The sequence below is a fragment of the Erythrobacter sp. THAF29 genome, from assembly GCF_009363635.1.
Taxonomy (GTDB): domain Bacteria; phylum Pseudomonadota; class Alphaproteobacteria; order Sphingomonadales; family Sphingomonadaceae; genus Erythrobacter.
Genome location: NZ_CP045392.1, coordinates 1,857,056 through 1,873,959, shown reverse-complemented (window position 1 = coordinate 1,873,959; position 16,904 = coordinate 1,857,056). Strand labels below are relative to the sequence as shown.

12 protein-coding genes are annotated in these 16,904 nt (G+C 58.7%); 2 read left to right on the top strand and 10 right to left on the bottom strand.

From position 1 onward, the window contains the following. Positions 1-13: 13 nt before the first annotated feature. From FIU90_RS09005 to FIU90_RS08970, 8 genes are all read right to left on the bottom strand, one after another. Positions 14-1,045, bottom strand: a complete 1,032-nt coding sequence (locus tag FIU90_RS09005; protein ID WP_152434438.1) for a sugar kinase — start codon at positions 1,043-1,045, stop codon at positions 14-16. A gap of 29 nt (positions 1,046-1,074) precedes the next feature. After that, the gene (locus FIU90_RS09000; RefSeq protein ID WP_152434437.1) at positions 1,075-1,827 is read right to left on the bottom strand and encodes an SDR family NAD(P)-dependent oxidoreductase; all 753 of its coding nucleotides are present in this window, start codon (positions 1,825-1,827) and stop codon (positions 1,075-1,077) included. Between the two features lie 12 nt (positions 1,828-1,839). Next, positions 1,840-3,159 carry an MFS transporter gene (locus FIU90_RS08995; protein ID WP_152434436.1) on the bottom strand — a complete coding sequence of 440 codons (1,320 nt, stop codon included), beginning with the start codon at positions 3,157-3,159 and terminating at the stop codon, positions 1,840-1,842. 3 nt (positions 3,160-3,162) lie between these two features. After that, positions 3,163-3,525 carry a cupin domain-containing protein gene (locus FIU90_RS08990; protein WP_152434435.1) on the bottom strand — a complete coding sequence of 121 codons (363 nt, stop codon included), beginning with the start codon at positions 3,523-3,525 and terminating at the stop codon, positions 3,163-3,165. A 1-nt stretch (position 3,526) separates the two neighbouring features. Continuing rightward, positions 3,527-5,698, bottom strand: a complete 2,172-nt coding sequence (locus tag FIU90_RS08985; RefSeq protein WP_152434434.1) for an alginate lyase family protein — start codon at positions 5,696-5,698, stop codon at positions 3,527-3,529. Further along, positions 5,695-7,965, bottom strand: a complete 2,271-nt coding sequence (locus FIU90_RS08980; protein WP_152434433.1) for a polysaccharide lyase 6 family protein — start codon at positions 7,963-7,965, stop codon at positions 5,695-5,697. The genes FIU90_RS08985 and FIU90_RS08980 overlap by 4 nt, the downstream gene beginning before the upstream one ends. A gap of 106 nt (positions 7,966-8,071) precedes the next feature. Continuing rightward, positions 8,072-8,785 (bottom strand): FadR/GntR family transcriptional regulator, encoded by a 714-nt coding sequence (locus FIU90_RS08975; protein ID WP_234029472.1) that lies wholly within the window; start codon positions 8,783-8,785, stop codon positions 8,072-8,074. A gap of 157 nt (positions 8,786-8,942) precedes the next feature. Beyond that, positions 8,943-12,005 carry a TonB-dependent receptor gene (locus tag FIU90_RS08970; protein ID WP_172970228.1) on the bottom strand — a complete coding sequence of 1,021 codons (3,063 nt, stop codon included), beginning with the start codon at positions 12,003-12,005 and terminating at the stop codon, positions 8,943-8,945. 432 nt (positions 12,006-12,437) lie between these two features. On the opposite strand from FIU90_RS08970, the gene FIU90_RS08965 reads away from it, so the two are divergent. Next, positions 12,438-15,482: a TonB-dependent receptor gene (locus tag FIU90_RS08965; RefSeq protein ID WP_199799326.1), complete on the top strand. Its 3,045-nt coding sequence runs from the start codon at positions 12,438-12,440 to the stop codon at positions 15,480-15,482. Between the two features lie 255 nt (positions 15,483-15,737). Next, positions 15,738-15,893, top strand: coding sequence for a hypothetical protein (locus FIU90_RS15545; protein WP_172970227.1), 156 nt, complete (start codon positions 15,738-15,740; stop codon positions 15,891-15,893). Positions 15,894-15,922: 29 nt separating this feature from the next. On the opposite strand, the gene FIU90_RS15540 is transcribed toward FIU90_RS15545, so the two are convergent. After that, positions 15,923-16,072, bottom strand: coding sequence for a hypothetical protein (locus FIU90_RS15540; protein WP_172970226.1), 150 nt, complete (start codon positions 16,070-16,072; stop codon positions 15,923-15,925). A gap of 65 nt (positions 16,073-16,137) precedes the next feature. Next, positions 16,138-16,890, bottom strand: a complete 753-nt coding sequence (locus tag FIU90_RS08960) for a sulfite exporter TauE/SafE family protein (RefSeq protein WP_152434430.1) — start codon at positions 16,888-16,890, stop codon at positions 16,138-16,140. Between the last annotated feature and the right edge of the window lie 14 nt (positions 16,891-16,904).

The window sequence follows — 16,904 nt, the reverse complement described above, 5'->3', positions numbered from 1 at the left end:
CGGAGCGCCGGTCTTAACGCTGGACGCGGCCCGAACCGTCGCCGCTCATCAGCTTTTCGACTTCGGGTACCGTAACCCGGTTGAAGTCGCCCATTATCGTGTGTTTGAGCGCGCTTGCAGCCACAGCGAATTCGAGGCTCTGCTGGCGATCTTCATAGGCATTGAGGCCATAGATCAATGCCGACGCAAAGCTGTCGCCCCCGCCCACACGGTCGACGATATCCGTGAGTTCATACTTGCGTGAAAGCATGAAGCCATCTTCCCGTGTGCGCAGGCAAGCCGACCAGTTGTTGCGATCCGCGCTCAGGCTCTCGCGCAGCGTGATCGCGATCGTGTGCATGTCAGGATAAATATCGAGCACTTTCTGGCCGAGCGCTTCGTACTTTTTCGTATCGAGTTCACCCGACTCGACGTCTACATCGACCGTGATATCGAGCGACTTCTGGCAGTCTTCCTCGTTGGCGATGCCGACATCCACGTACTTCACCAGGTCGCGCATGACCTCTGGCGCGGTCTTGCCGTATTTCCAGAGCTTGCCGCGGTAATTGAAATCGCACGAAACGGTAAGGCCCGCCGCTTTTGCAGCCTTTACGCAATCCATCGACAAGTCCGACGCGGACTGGCTCAGAGCCGGAGTGATGCCGGTGATGTGGAGCCATTTTGCGCCCTTGAATATGGTGGGCCAGTCGAATTCATCGGCGCTGGCGTTGCAGATCGAGGAGTTGGCCCGGTCATAGACAACCTTGGAAGGACGCTGGTTAGAGCCCGTTTCGAGGAAGTAGATCCCCACCCGGTCTCCCGAGCGGCTGATATGCTGGGTATCGACGCCGAACTTGCGCAGCTCCATTATCGCGTTCCCACCGATATCGTTATCGGGCAGCGCGCTAACGAACCCTGCGTCGAGGCCGTAATTGCTCAGCGCAACGGCGACGTTGGCTTCGCCGCCGCCAAACGTCGCCTCGAACTGCGGCGATTGAAAAAAGCGTTCGTGCCCAGGCGTTTTCAGCCGTAACATGATTTCGCCGAACGAGAGGAATTCAGCCATAAAGAGGTGCTCCGATCAGATAATGGATGTCAGGAAAACGCGAGACCGCCATTGATATCAACATTCGCCCCGGTGATGAAAGAGGCTTCATCAGAAGCGAGATATGCCACGAGATCGGCAACCTCCTCAGCGCGCCCCTGACGGCGAAGCGGCGTCGCGTTTGCCACGTTTTCGCGCGCGGCGTCGGGCGTGAATTTGTCATGAAAGGTGGTCGCGATCATGCCGGGGCAAAGCGCGTTGGCACGAATTCCCTTCGGGCCGAGCTCCTTTGCAAGACCTCGGGTCAGAGTCATCACTGCCCCCTTGGACGTAGCGTATGCCATAGCGCCACCTCCGCCGCCGTCACGGCCTGCGAGCGATGCCAGGTTCACGATGGCTCCGCCCTCACCCATGTGCGGTACCGCAGCCTTGCAGGCGAGGAAGGTGGACGTGAGATTTAGCTGCATGACGGAGTTGAAGAAATCTTCGTCCATTTCCTCCAGCGTCTTGCGCGCCACCAACCCTCCGGCATTGTTCACCAGGATGTCGATCCGATCGCCGAATGCTTCCCGCGTTCTGGAGATCAGGGTATCGACATCGGACGCCCTGGTGACATCGGCCTTTACCTTTATGCCCTTGCCACCCGCAGCCTCGACAGCACCGACCGTTGCGTCGGCATCTTTTTCGTTGCTGTTGTAGTTGACGACCACGCTTGCACCTTCGCTGGCAAGCTTGACACAAACGGCTCGCCCGATGTCGCGGCTTCCGCCGGTCACCACCGCAACTTTGCCTGCAAATTTCATCGGATTTTCCCCCTAGGAATGCACACGGCTCGAAGCCGAATTGGGTTTCAAAGGTTTGATCTCGCCGCACAGCAGCCAGACGCTGGCGATTGCCGTCAGCGCGAGGACTGCCCCGAGGACGAAGACCGAATAGTAGTTGGCACCGGCGGTCATGATCGGAACGAGATAGGTTAGCGCCGCTGCGCTGAGCTTTGCCGCCATGCCTGCAATGCCCGATAGTGTCCCGACGGTTCGCTTGCCATAAAGGTCGCTCGGAAGCGTCTGCACATTGCCGATGGCAACCTGAAAGCCGAACAGGATGGTGAACATCAGCCATAAGGCTGTCCACGGAGCGGATGCAGCCGAAAGCGCGAGCAATGCCGGCAGCATGATCAGGCAACCCAGCGTAATCGTGAGCTTGCGCGTCGCATTGACGCTCCACCCCGCTTTCAAACGGTTCTGAGCGAGCAGTCCGCCGGACCAGGCGCCGAGCATCGCTCCAACGAACGGAAGCCAACCGGACGCCGCAACATCCTTCACGTTGAAGCCGTGCACCTCGACCAGATAAGTCGGGATCCAGACTATGAAGAGCCACCAGATGGGGTCGATCGCCGCCGATGCGATGATGACGCCCCAGCTTTCCTTGCGTGACAGCAATTCCCCGGTGGGCGGATTGTACCCCCCCTCGTCTTCGGCGGCGGCATCGACCGGTTTCTGACCAGTGAGGATGTATTCGCGCTCATCGTCCGAAAGCCAATCGTGCGTTTCGGGCGGTGCCTTCACTATGAACCACCACGGCACGAGCCAAAGCAGACCAACGAGGCCGACGAGAATGAAGATGATCTTCCAGTCGAGGAAGACCGCCATGTAGCCGATGAGCGGGATCGAGATGATGCCGCCGATCGCCGCGCCCGAGTTGAATATGCCCTGCGCGAGCGCGCGCTCCTTGGTCGGGAACCATTCGGCATTGGCCTTGGTTGCGCCGGGCCAGTTGCCCGCCTCCGCCACGCCCAGGATCGCGCGAAATACGCTGAAGCTGACAACGCCTTTTGCAAGGGCATGCGCAGCGGTCGCGAGCGACCACACACCTATCGAAAGTACGAAACCAAGCCGTGTTCCGACCCAGTCGAATATCTTGCCGAAAATGGCCTGGCCCGCAGCGTAGGCGAAGATAAAGACCGTGCTGATGATCCCGAGAATGTATTTATGCCCATCGGCATCCATGTCGGGAAACAGCTCGGGCGCGATGTTCTCGGGCCATAAGACATTGATCGTCTGTCGGTCGATGTAATTGATGATCGTGGCCAAAGCGACGAGGCCGACCACCCACCAGCGCAAACCTTGCATCTTCATGTCTCAGCCCTCCTCGCCAAGAAAGTCTTCGCGCGCAGGGCTGAAGGTGTCGATCAGCACGCCGGGTTCGAGGCAGACAGCTCCGTGGTCGAGATATGGTGCGATGTAGAAGCTGTCACCCGCGCCGAGCACTCGCTTCTCGCCATCGATGAAGACTTCGAAGCTGCCGCTTTCGACATAGGTCGACTGGCTGTGCCTGTGCGCGTGGACCTCCCCAACCGCACCCTTATCGAACCACACGCGAACGATCATGATTTCAGGCCCGTAGCCTAGAATCTGGCGGACGATTCCGCCGCCAAGCTCTTCTTTCGGCGTGTCGTTCGCGACCACGAAAGGCTTGCTCGCCCCTTTCACCACAGATGCCATTTCAGTTATCTCCTCCGGCGAGTTCGACCACCGCCGCAAACCCTGTCCAGGCGATTTCCTCGCCATCGAGCGAGATGCTATGCGCCACCTCGGGATCGGGATCGTGCGATACGGCAATCGCATGGCGCTGCCCTGACCTCTGGGTCAGGCGCACGATGTCTTTTCCTTCCACGCGGTCATGGACAAGGTCTGCGATACGGCTGCGGCTGGCGACAGTCTGCTCGGCGGCCCCGTCATACTTGCCGTGCGCTTCGATAAGGCCGACAAAACTTGCCTCGCCTTCACGCATCGCGCGAAGGATGATCAGCGGTTCGCGCCGCAAATTGAAATTGGGATCGTTCGCCCCGCTCTCTCCCAGGATCGCCCGAAGGGGTCCATTCCCGGAGAAGCGATAGGTGTAGAAACGACCGTCATGGATCCAGGTGAGCGCGCCCCTTCCCTCGTTCAGCGCACCGATGGCATCGACCCAGATGTGCTGGTATCCGTTTTCCTCGCCCAGTACTGGCCGCTCAGCCGTGTAGCTATCGCGTTGGAAGTCGAGGTCCATGATGTGCCCGGAATAGTGCAGCGGCAGGTCATACTGGTGCGGTGCATTGCTTGCGGCATGGACGAGATCGAGCACCAGAGGTACTTCTAATCCTTCGATGTCCGGCATGATCAGCGTGCGGCGGATTTCGACACCGGGATATGCGCCTTCGATGCTCGCGCTCGAAACCTGTAGCCCCGCCGCGTCGGAGAAGTAATGCTGCTCGGGCCAACGGTCGCTTGCGACCCTTACATCGCCGCCAAAGTGGCTCGTTTCGTCTATCACCAACGTGTTATGCGCGACGGTAGTCTTCGCCCACGTCGTGTTTTCGGGCAGGTAGCGTCCGCCCTCCTTCGCTTCGATGTTGAGGAATCGCGCCGCACCGTAATCGCGCACGATTTCGTGCCCGTTATCGTAAAGCTGCCAGGCGAGCTTGTCGAAGTGGCCGTGGCCCATGCCCTGCGAGCTGTTCTTCGCGACCAGCGCAGTGTGCCTTGGCCCCTTGCCTCGACGAAGGATTGCGACTGCCCCCTGATCGCCATCGGGACCGTCCGACAAGAGCAGCGAGCGGAACGGAAACGGTTGCGCCTCCCCTGCAGCGAGATCTTTGGCCACCGCGAAACCGCCGTCGGTCAGGACAGTGCGCCCTTGGAATTCGGCAATCGACAGTAACGAAGGATCGCCGGTCTGTGCGTAGGCAATTGCAATGCCATCATAGAGCTCTGCGGTCTTCAGGCTTTTGTCGCGGATCGCGTCGTTGAAGGGAAAGAAGTAGCCCTGATAACTGAGCTGGATCGTCGTCCGCAGAGCTTTCAGCAGAATGCCGTCGCGATGCTGGAAGATACGGCGATCGGGTTCGTTCCGTTCGATCGCGTCGGCGAACACGAGAAACGGCAGCAGAGCAAAGCGTTGGTAGTAGGGGCCTTCGGTGTAATATCCGTCGGGAGAAAACAACAGCTCAGTCTGGCGGATAAACCCTGCCCCGCCGCTCTTGTCGGACCCAAAGAGCGCGCGCTCGACCATGTCCTCATCGCCGAGAAGGTAACCGGTCATCCCGACGCCCGCTGTCGCCCATGTCGCATGGTTGTGAATGCGGTTGAAGGTCCGCTCAGAATCGACCGAGAGGAACTGCACTGCGGGCCGGAAGACGTTGTTGTCGATCTTAGCACGCTCAGCCGCTGTCAACGCGTCCCGGATGTCGCCATAGCCCTGAACCGCGTGGACCAGCCACATCGCATCATTCAGCACCTGCCAGAACAAGCGCCCGACATTCTGGTTGGCCTTGGCCGGGTGGTCGCCAAGTGTAGGATAAAGCTCGGCATATTCGAGCAGCATGTCGCGGACGAAGTCGCGATATCTGCCCTCGCCTGTCACGCGATAAATCTGCCCGCCGAGATAGATTGCCTTGTAATTGCGCTTGTGCTGCTCGTGGGTGTAGCCGCCGCCCGGATCCCTGGGGACCGGCACGACTATTCCTTTGCCCATCATCCCGTCGACGAAGTTCTTCGCTCGTTCGAGTTCTGCTGCAAAAAGCGGCGGCAATTCCCGCGCCTCCAACTCGGCCGTTTGCGGGGATGCGGCAGCGATGGCAGTGTCCGGGGAGGAGCACAAAGCCATTGCTGCCGCGAGAAGCATCGCGCGCTTCATTCGCCCTTCTCCTCGACAAACACGTTGCCGGAAAGGATGGCCCTGTGTTCACCTTCGAAAATCAACTCTTCGAGGACGAAGCCGGGCGTCGCGGCGAATTTGTTATCGGTGATGGTGGTCTTGGGTGTCCCGACCGTGTGGACAATGCGGAAAGGCGCGGATGAAGCGACTGCGTTGCGCTCGATCCGCGCGTTCTGGACACCATGGAGATAGAGCGATGCGCCAAGTGTATTCGTGGCCGCCAATCCCGAATTTGCGATGGCATTGCCCAATATCGTGACGTTCGGACCGAAAGTGCTTTCATCGCGCCCGCCGCGATAGATGTTCGCAATCGGGCCGCCGACATTGGCGAAGGTGCTGCCGGTAATCTCGAGATATTCTACGTTGTACTGGCCGAAATTCTCGGTTTCCGCTGCGGCGGATACGACAGCGCCGGTGATGTCGCTGAAGGTCGAATTCTTGATCGACACGCGATCGGCGAGCGCACTCTTACCAAGCGTTAGGACGTTGAAGGACTTGTTCACGACAAGCCCGCGGACCGTGACGCTGTCCATCTCGATCTGCATGTTCGACTTGATCGGAAAGGTCGTCGTTCGGATTGCCGAATTGCCGACCGAATCCGGCGCGAGTGCTCCGTCGATCACGAGATTGACCAGCTGAAGACTCCCACCCTCGCGCAACTCGACAAGGGTTGGTCGAGTGAAGAAAATGACTGGCGCTCCTTCGCCCTCGGCCTGGCCGCCCTTGATCGTCAGCACCTTGTCGAGCGGGATTGCGCGATTGGCGATGTATTCACCTGTGCCAAGTAACAGGACGTCGCCGTTGCCAGCGGCCAGCGCCGCTTCGACCAGCGTGTCCTCGCCAGGCAGCACCTCGATCACCTTGCCGGACGATCCAAAGACCGCTTCGTCACCAGGCTTGCCGTACCAGGCTACTCCTACGTCACCGAGCCTGACCGGCTTCAGATCGTGCGGAGCGCCGACTTGGGCAAATGCAGGATCGACCGGATAAAGAAGGCCGCTTTCGGCACGTTCCATCTCGACCTCGCCGCGCGCAATGCCGTCAAGCTCCTTGGCCACGCCGCCTCGCAAGACGCGATTTCCTGAAAAACGGATACCCGACACGTTGCCATAGACTTCAATGAAGGATTCGCCCTCGATGCCGCTCAGCAGGTTGTTTGCGAAGATCGTATTGCTGGGCGGAGCCGAGCGCTCTTCATCAGCGCCGACATTGAACGCAACGCGACGACTATCGACCACGGTGTTGTTTTCGATCCGTGCATTGGCCACTTCGACATAGCGATTGACCGGCGAATTGGGCACGCCGTTCATGATGGCAAGCGCGCTGGAAAAGGCCTCGCCGCGCAAACCCTCCATGTAATTCCCACGAACGATCTGACCGCGATTGATGACGCGGATGCCGCCCGTGTAATCCTTGCCCTGACCGAGGAAGACATTGCGCTCCACGATGTTGTCGTCGCCGTGGCGCAAAGTCAGCGTACCGCGCGAGCGCAGGAACACGTTTCCGCGGAAAATGTTGCCGCCCGACTTCGACGAGATAATCTCTACCTCCCCGTCGGTGCGATCGAAGATATTGTTCTCGACCAGCGTGTTGGAGCGGTGCATTGAATAACGGCTCGTGCCGATCCGCAGCGTCTCCCCTCCATTCGATCCCAACACGGGGCGTGGGCCAAAATAATTGTGATCGATACGGTGGCCGTTCTCGCGACTTTCTTCGCTGTCGAGCCGAACCGCGAGGGTCACACCCTTGTTGGTCTTGCCTACAAGATGGTTGTGATCAAACCGGTTGTTCTTGCCATAGATACCGACCCAATAATCACTCTCGTAGCGGTCCGGCTTGCTGAAGTTGTCGATCACAACCTCGGTGACACGGCTATTTTTCGCCTGGTCCTGCTTGGAGCGGCGGAATGAGATGACCTCGCCGCGCGGGCTGTAGCCGTCTTTGAACACAAGGCCGGTGACGAGGATGTGCTCGCCTCCTATACGAAGACTCGATTGGCCGGTGAGGAAGACCTTGCCCGGCTCTTCGGAGATGACAGTGATCGGCGCGCCTTTGCGACCTTTTCCGGTGATCACAAGCTCGAAATCGCGCCATTCTCCGTTCGCGAGAATGATGACGTCGCCCGCCTCGATCTGCTTGAGTGCGTGGGCGTATTCGTTCTGGTTGCGGACGAAATAGTGTTCGGCAAGCGACGGCGATGCGCCAAGCCAGATCGCCAACCATACAAGGCACAGCCTTGCCAACATCGCTCAGTCCCCTCGTCCACTCTCGATTAGGCGACTATAGGACCGCTGCACCCGGTGTCAATCAATCTGGCATATTATTACGTCAATTAGTGTAATACCAATTCTGTTAGCCAATCTTTGCGGCGGCTGTGAAGCGCTCACGGCTCTTCGAAACCTTTTCCTGCACCTCTTCGAGCGCCATCCGCTCGGTCGCATCAAGCATCGCCTCGATCAGGCGATGGAAATGTTCGCGCATCGCGCTGCGGGCTGCCGCCGGGTCACGATCGCGTAGCGCGAAAAAGATCGCTTCGTGCTCGGCCGTTCTCGAATCCGCATCGTGAACACAAACGGCCTGATAGGTCGCTTTCACGTCCGGTATCTCCTCGCGCATACGCCATAGGGACTGGACCGTATGGACCAACGCCACGTTGTTCGAGGCTTCTGCGATTACACGGTGGAATTGCTCATCCGCCTCGTCGGCGGCATCGTCGTCACCTGTGCGCATTTGCTCGATGAGCTGCTCAAGACGTGCAATCGCTTCGTCGCTTATGTGATGCGCTGCAAGAGCCGCAGCTTCGGATTCCACCAGCAACCGCGCCTCGGTTACCTCGAAGGCGCTAGCAGATGGCAAGGCTGCCTTCTCTTCCGGTTGCTCTTCGCAGACATAAACGCCCGATCCGGTCTTGATCTCCAGGCGGCCCACCGCCTGCAGCGCAATCTCGGCCTCCCGGATCGTAACCCTGCTTACGCCCAGCCGTTCGGCGAGTTCGCGTTCGCCAGGCAGCCTTGTGCCCGGCGGGAATGCTCCGTCGTCAATAAGGCCGGAGATTTTCTCGGCCACTGATTGGAAAAGTCGCTTACCGGTCATCGTTTACCTCTGAGATGAAACGTCCGTACCCTTTACACCCTTCTGAAATGCACAAACTAGGCGAAATTGCCAGCCACCAGGAGTGACCGCCACCGCCATTCCCCAAAAATGACGGTGGCGACCGAGCCCGTCAGAAACGAACGCGTGCGCCCACGAAGTAACGCGGCCCGTAGACCTGGATGGCCCCAAAATCGTCTGGCGCGCCGCGGAAATTGGTCCGCGGTTCGTTGAACAGGTTGATGCCTTCGGCGGTCAGGCGAATGTTCTCGTTCACCTCGAATGAAACGCGAGCCTCGAAAACGCCCACATCATCGACATAGCGAATGCGCCCCGGAGTCGAGATGAACTGCTGGAAGTAGTTCGAGCGGTACTTGTAGACCCCTTGGAAATCGAATGGACCGATCTCGTAATAGACCTGGCCCGAGAACACATGCTTGGAAAAGCCGAACAGGTTCGACGGGGGGATCAATCCGTTCACGGTCGTGCGGGTGCCATCCGGTGCGATCGTGGTGATCGCGCCGAGCGTATCGTCCTCGAATTCGAAATCGGAATCCGCATAGTTGTAGCTCAACTTGAAGCCGAGGCCGTCGAGAGGCGCTGGAAGATAGCTGAAGCGGTGTGCGGCGGTGACCTCGATGCCGTAGATTGTGCTGGTCTCGTCAGTTGTGTTGACCGTCAAGACCGGCAGGTCGATCAACTGCCCCTCCACACTGAAGGTTTCGGTAATCGCAGCCGTTTCGAACCCGCCGTTGAAGCTCTTGTAGTAAGCGTTGAAGGCAAGGATCGTGTCCTCGTTCGGGTACCATTCGAGGCCTGCATCGATGTTCCACGATAGCAGCGGATCGGTTGCAGGGTTGCCGGTCGCATTCACGCTGTCGATACCGTTCTGGATGGCTTGGTCGGCAGATGTGAACTCGTCATTATTCGTGTTGAACGTTCGCCCGCTACCGAGGTCGGAGGGATCGGGACGCGAAAGCGAGCGGTACACCGCAAACCGGCCGAGAACGTCGGGCGTGAATTCCGCGACGAGGTTAAAGCTGGGCAGGAATTCGGTGTAGGAGCCGCGCGTCACGTTTCTCACCAGCGTCGAAGTATCCTGATCGATGGTAAACTCACCCGTCGAGTTCGGATCCATCGGATCGCCAGGCGTGAAAGTGACAATCAGATCGGAGCGGAAGCCGGTCGAGGTGATGTCGGTGCCGACTACACGAACACCGATATTGCCACGGATCGGCATCGCACCGAGCTCGCCGTCGAAATTGGCCTGCAGGTATGCAGCCCAGGTCTGTTCGAGCACATCGGTGTTGTCGATCGAGTCGAAATCGCCGGTTGGAAAAATCGGTTTACCGTCCGCGTCAAACGCGAGACCCGAAGGATCTTCTCGTTCGAGAACGCGAGCGATGCACAGCGCATCGAATGTCGCATAGCTATTCGACGTGCCGATCACGGTGCCGTTTTCATCGACATTGGTGATGAGCGCGTTGCCGCCCGAAACGGATTCTAGGAAGCCGGATTCGGGAAAGCTCGTACGGCATTCACGGTTGGCTGCCTGAAGAGCACCCGTCCCGTCAGTGTCGTTGTAGTTGATCTGGATACGGCTGTTGCCGTTTTGAGCGCCCGGCACGTCCTTATAGACGAGCTCCTGGTAGCGAGCGCCGAACATCACGGAGTTGAGGAAACCGTCGAGTTCGTAATCGAGATCTCCTCGCACTGCCCAGACTTCGTTGAACCGGTCCTGTTCGAGGTCGGCCCGCAGGCGAGGATCGTTGGCAAACAGATCGTAATTCGTGACATCGAAGTTCTGCGTGACGAAATTCAGCGTTTCGGAGCCATCTTGCCGGATACGCACTGCGGTTTCGATCCGGTCGTTGGTCGAACTGCCATCGCTTTCGATTGCATTCGGCCAGACGGCAGCACCGGTAATGTCCTCGTTGTCTTCGGTACGGAAGCGGATCTGAACCGCCTCTTCGATACGCTGAGTGCGCGAATAGGACGCATCGAGCGAGATCGTCAGTCGATCGGATACCTTGGCATCGAGCGAGAGCCCGCCACCCCAGTATTCCTCGTCGCGCTCGAGATACTCGCTCACCGCCTCGACCCGCTGTTCGTTGGTGAACTGGCGAAGCGCGCCGCTCTCGGTAAAGATGAGGGGGAAGCCGGCAATGTTGTTGCCGTCACCGGGGCCATCGATCCGGCGCCCTTCGGCAAAGTTCAAATCGCTTCGCTGCTCGCGGAAGAGGCGCTTCGAATATTGAAAATCGGCGTTTATATCGACGTCCGGGCTTGGCTTGTACTGGATCGCCCCGAAAACAGCATCACGGGTGTCGTCCGTGATATTCGAGCGAAAAGAGTAGCTGTTCCGCGCGATCACGAATGGCAGATTGACGCTGCCGTCTCGAAGACCGGAAATCGTCGAACCACTTGTATCGCAATTGCCATCGTCGAACACCCCGTCGCTGGTCGTACTCGGATCGAGGACGCAAGCCCGGATAGTATTGGAAACGTTGGCCTCTTGCTCGGGATTGGTCGTTTCGTTGCGCTGATACCCGAGCGCGATGCCAAACTCGCCATCGCCGACTTGAAACTGGTCGACATAGCTGGCCGTTGCCCGGTATCCGAATTTCTGGAAGCGCTGCTCTGGATCGATGTCGAGATTGTCCGGGTTGATGTTGAGCTTGAACTCGCCCTGCACGCGGCGCTTGCCGTAATCCACCGGCTTCACAGTCTCGAGAACGATCTGACCTGCGACCCCGCCCTCGATATAGCTCGCGGCCTGCGTCTTGTAGATGCCCACCTTGTTGAAGAGCTCGGAAGGGAACTGGCTGAAATTGACCGAGCGGTCACCCGAGCCGTTAGTCGCGATCCGGCCGTTTATGACAGTCGAGCTAAGGAACGGACCAAGGCCGCGGATCGAGATCTCGGTCGCACCGCCCTGTTCGCGGTGCGAGCCGGCGCCGGTCAGCGTTTCGAGAGCCTCACCGATGGACAAGGCCGGAAGATCGCCAATCTCATTCGCGGAGAGAGCATCGAAGACCTGCGTTGCCTCGCGCTTTTCGTCAATCGAACCCTGAATGGTTGCTCGGATGCCAGAAACAACAATCTCCGGCTCACCCTCAGAGACCTCGGCAGACTGTTCCCCAGAAGTATCATCCTGCGCGTAAGCGGGCACCGCAACGACAGATGCACCTGCCATCAATACCGCCGACAACGAAATCCGGGCTGATGCCCCACCATTGGCTACTCGAAGTGCCATATTCCCCTCCTCCAAGGTCAAATTATGCCTTTTGGATAGACCTCGACGCCTCAGTGTCAACCTGTTTGTCATACCAATTTTCCACACATCCAGCGATGGCAGCGTGCACAAATGGGAGAAAAGCAGCCGCTAACCGGCAGAGCGTCACGGGATTTTGGCGCCCGAATCGACGCATAATTCCTAAGGTTTCAGATTGTCTCTCCGCTTGGACAGGCGCTTTGGCAAACATATCAATCTGATTTTCCTACAATAAACCTCCTTGACCGAAATTGGTATGACAAAGCTGTTGATGTTGGACTACTCCTTTGGTTGACTCTTGGCCCTCGCTACTTATGGTTCGAAAAAACCAAAGCCTTGGAGAGGGGAAATCAAATGAACAATGGAAACGGAGGGCCGAGCCTGTCCGCGAGAAAAGCTCGGATTTTTGTGGCCTTGCTGGCCGGAACGGCCTCGACATTCGCGCCCGGCGTGGCATTCGCCCAGGACAGCGACTCGGAAGACAGCGCTCAGATTTCCGATAATGACGGTAACCAGATTATCGTCACTGGCATTCGCAGCTCACTGCAAAGCGCGCTCAATGAAAAGCGCAACGCCGATTCCATCGTAGAGGTCATTCAAGCCGAAGATATCGGTAAACTGCCCGACCAGAATCTTGCTGAAGTTCTGGAGAATGTAACCGGGGTGCAGATCACGCGCACTGCCGGCGTCGGCACCGGTGTCCAGATCCGCGGCACAAACGACAACCAGGTTCTCATCAATGGAGTGAAGACGGTGTCTGCGGGCACAGGTCGTGGCGGAATCAGCTTCGAGGATATCAACCCGGCGATCATCGGCGCGGTGGAAGTGATCAAGGCACCGACTGCCGCAACTATCGAAGGTTCGGTCGGCGGCACAGTCAACCTGCGCACGATCCGTCCGCTCGACATCACGGACCGGATCCTCTCGATCCGCGCGCAAGGCGAATACAGCGAGCTTTCCGACAGCGTGAAGCCGCGCATCTCGGGCAGCTTCGGCAATGTCTGGCCAGCAGGCGACGGCGAATTCGGGTTCGTGATCAGCGCGAGTTATACCGAACAGGAAGCCACATCATTCCGCCCGCGTGTCGATCGCGACAACCTGATCAATGCGGGGCAGGCGGTGACCGCAGCTGGCGACCCGGGGCCCGATTTCCCGTTTCTCAACATTCAATTTCTCAATCAGGAGCGTGAGAACTTCGAATACGAAACGATCAACATCGCCGGGTCGGTTGAATGGGCCCCCAGCGACAGCCTGAAATTCTTCGCTGACGTCATCTATAACGATCAGGAGCGCCGCCAGGACAGCTCGCGTATCCAAGGGTCCGGCGTCAGCGCCGTCGACACGGTGAACGTCCCCGACGGGTTCGAGACGATCGATTTCGGTTCGCTCGACGGGCTCGACCTCGGCAGCATCGAGGCCGCTCTCTTCGGCACGATTCAGCCGAACCTTGCTCGCGATGACGACGATCCCAACCTTCGCTTCTCAAGCGATACCGGTGCGCGGGTGACCACCAGCGAGCTTTACCGCCTTGGAACCGAGTTCGAGACAGGACGATTGACGACCCGGCTGGAGCTCTCACGCTCGACTTCGGATTCGTCCAATCCCAATCTCAGCACCACGCTCAACTTCATCAATCCGAACCCGCTCACCCCGCTCGACGGGTCGAGCAACGATAACTCGGTGCCGTTCATCTATGATCTTCGAAACGGAGCGCTGACGTTCGGGATCGACTTCGATTCGCCCTTCGCACCGACGGTCGATGACCTGCTCAATCCGGCAAACACCGTTCTCGATGCCGTGACCAACTCGAACAACCGCACCCAGAATAAGGAAGACGCATTCCGCATCGACACGACGCTCGATCTTGAAGGAATGCTCGGCTTCCTCACCTCGGTCGATGTGGGTTATCGCTACAACGACAGTTCGACTCAGTTCGACCAGCTTCGTTCGACCTTCGGCACGGGATCGATAAACAACAGCCCGAGCGGTTCGGTGCTTGGCGATCTGATCGTTCAGGGACCGAGCAACTTTGGGGCGTTCGACGGGCGCACTCTTGCTTTCCGCAACTTCGTGGTCATCGATCCCAACCGCTCGTTCTCGGACCGGGACGCCGTGTTTGCGCAATTGCAGGCGGCGCTCGACGCAACGCCAGGTGGTCAGGATCGAATTGCGAATGGAGGCCGCCTTCTTGCCGACCTCGATCCCAATGCTGCAAGCAATCTCGGCGCATCGTTCAGGGTCGAGGAAGAAACGCACGCCGTCTACGCGCAAGCCAATTTCGAAAGCGGCCCGATCCGCGGAAATGTTGGCGTCCGCTGGGTCGATACCTCGATCGATTCATTCGGCAACGAAATCATCAACGGTGTGGCATCACCCACTACTTCGAGCGGCACCTACAGCGAATTCATGCCGCGAATAAACCTCATCGCGGAGCTGCGCGAAGATCTATTGTTCCGCGCAAGCTATACAGAGGATATCAACCGGCCTGACTTCGACGACCTTTCATTGTCGGTGACCTTCCCTACGGGGCCGAACAATGCGGTTTCGCTCGGCAATCCCAACCTCGCACCCGAAACGGTTCAGTCCTACGACGCATCGCTTGAATGGTATTTTGCGCCGTCTTCTCTCATCAGCATTGGTGTGTTTCACAAGGAGCGCACCAACCTGTTCGTGACACAGGTCGAGGACGCGGTCGAGGACGCCAATGGTTTCCGCGACATAACACCCCCCTGTGAAGGCGGCGGGATCTTCAACCCGGTGCCCGACCGCAACGTTCTTTCGAACGTCCCCGGCAACGGCCTGTGCGTCCCGCTGCAAACAATCATCAACGATACCGCGAACACCACGCAGACCGGGATCGAGATCGCGTTCCAGTATGATCTCTCGCAATTCGAGGACACGCTCGGCGCTCTGTCCGGCTTCGGCATCCTCGCCAACTACACCTACCAGGAATTCGGCGGCGGTCAGGCGACCCAGACGGCGTCGGGCCGTGGACAGGACATCTTCGAGGCGATCAACCCGAACGTGCCCGACCCGGTGGAAGCCGTGCAGGGCCTGCTCGATTTCTCCAAGAACGCTTATAACATCACGCTTTACTACGAACGTTTCGGACTGTCGGCCCGCGCCCGCTACACTTGGCGCGACGCGTTCCGCACTCTCGACACTGCTGCCGGTGCATCGCTCAACTCCACACTCGGCTTCCCGGTAGTCACGTCCGCACGCGGCCAGCTCAATGCCAGCGTGGTGTACGATGTCACCGATTTCCTGAGCATTGGCGTCGAAGGTGTTAACCTGACAAAATCCGAGATCAGCCAGTTCTGCGTCAATGACGGTGCGCTGTTGTGCTTCCAAGGCCTGCCTGATCGCCGGATCACATTCGGAGCGACCATGCGGTTCTGAACGATGATCTGAGAAACTAGGAACGCAGCTTGAGAAGGCGTCTTACTAATTGTGAGGCGCCTTTTCTTTCAATTCTTTCGTCCGCGTGTCCGTGGTTTTGCGCCGATTGTCCGGCCCCGATGTGTGGCCTGGCATAACTGCACATTAACTTTTGGCGCGCTTGCGATCCCGATTTGGGACTGGGAAGAAGTTGCGATTTCGTTAACGCGGCTCGATCATCATTTTTGTGGCTCTTCGAACGAAAAGGAGCCTCTCATGTCAGTCTATTCGTTTCGCGGCAGCGGTCCCGACCAATGGAGCAGCCCGCGCCCATATCGCGATCCTTCGCTGCGCCGCTATCACTATGGCAAGATCCAGCCGATGGAAGAGGATCGTCCGGGCTTTTTCGCACGCCTGGTGCGCGCCGGCTGAGTTTCATAATCATGGCTGAAATTCAGTCTTCAGCTCCCTGAGCTGGTGCGTCCGTTGCCAGCATCGCTGCCGGGATTGCGAGCGGTCGCCACGGCGGAAACGTCGAAATCGAGCGTGTGAAGCCTCGGCTCATCCCAAGCTTCGCGCGGGCACAGCGGCTTTTCCTTGTTCTTATGCATGGTCCCCCCTTTGCTCGTGTCTATCGCTAATGGCGAAGCGAAAGCCGGACAAGCCGAATGTACGATCACCCGGCGAGCAGCCTGACGCCGACGACAAAAACCAATGCCGCCGTCAACCACCTGATCCAGCGTTTGGGAAGCACCTTCACCGCCATTAGGCTACCCACCTGACCGCCGATTGCCACGGCGAGCAGCAGAGGCAGCGAGGCTCCGATCGCCCCGCCGAATGCGTCAGGCCCGCGCTTCATTAGCTGTCCCACAAGTCCGAAGAGCGAATTCACGAGAATGAAGAAGCTCGCTGTTGCAGCAATGGCGCGGGCGTCTCTCCACCGGGTGAGGTGTAGAAGTGGCGCGAGGAAAATACCCCCGCCGATACCCACCAGACCCGCAAGATAGCCCAACGGCGCTGCGATTATGGGCATGAAGCGCGCGAAATCCGCAGGCTTCTCTGAAGCGTCTTCGCGCATGGGCACCAGCATGGTTGCCGCCGTCAGGACCAGACTCGATCCGAGCAGCAGCATGAAGCTGGCTTCATCCAGCGGGGTCAGGCCGCCCAAAAGCGCCGCAGGTGCTGCGAGCGCGGTCATTACCAGCGCGCCTTTCCACGGCATCAGCTTCGCACGGACAAAGCGGATGGTCCCGCCTGCGACAACCACGATATTGCAAGCCAGCGCAACCATCGGCAGCAGGCGGTAGTCCAGCCCCGAAATTGCGAGCAGCGCAGCGTAGGTCGATCCTCCGCCAAATCCGACACTCGCGTAAAGCAGCGCCGTTATCAGGAAAGCGAGCGCCAGCAGCGCGGGGACCGCTCCGATCATGGCTGCCCCCGCCC

Coding starts and splice junctions, on each gene's coding strand:
- FIU90_RS08985 (WP_152434434.1), bottom strand. CDS start 5,698: ATGAAGCGCGCGATGCTTCTCGCGGCAGCAATGGCTTTGTGCTCCTCC.
- FIU90_RS08960 (WP_152434430.1), bottom strand. CDS start 16,890: ATGATCGGAGCGGTCCCCGCGCTGCTGGCGCTCGCTTTCCTGATAACG.
- FIU90_RS09000 (WP_152434437.1), bottom strand. CDS start 1,827: ATGAAATTTGCAGGCAAAGTTGCGGTGGTGACCGGCGGAAGCCGCGAC.
- FIU90_RS08965 (WP_199799326.1), top strand. CDS start 12,438: ATGAACAATGGAAACGGAGGGCCGAGCCTGTCCGCGAGAAAAGCTCGG.
- FIU90_RS15540 (WP_172970226.1), bottom strand. CDS start 16,072: ATGCATAAGAACAAGGAAAAGCCGCTGTGCCCGCGCGAAGCTTGGGAT.
- FIU90_RS15545 (WP_172970227.1), top strand. CDS start 15,738: ATGTCAGTCTATTCGTTTCGCGGCAGCGGTCCCGACCAATGGAGCAGC.
- FIU90_RS08980 (WP_152434433.1), bottom strand. CDS start 7,965: ATGTTGGCAAGGCTGTGCCTTGTATGGTTGGCGATCTGGCTTGGCGCA.
- FIU90_RS08970 (WP_172970228.1), bottom strand. CDS start 12,005: ATGGCAGGTGCATCTGTCGTTGCGGTGCCCGCTTACGCGCAGGATGAT.
- FIU90_RS08990 (WP_152434435.1), bottom strand. CDS start 3,525: ATGGCATCTGTGGTGAAAGGGGCGAGCAAGCCTTTCGTGGTCGCGAAC.
- FIU90_RS08995 (WP_152434436.1), bottom strand. CDS start 3,159: ATGAAGATGCAAGGTTTGCGCTGGTGGGTGGTCGGCCTCGTCGCTTTG.
- FIU90_RS09005 (WP_152434438.1), bottom strand. CDS start 1,045: ATGGCTGAATTCCTCTCGTTCGGCGAAATCATGTTACGGCTGAAAACG.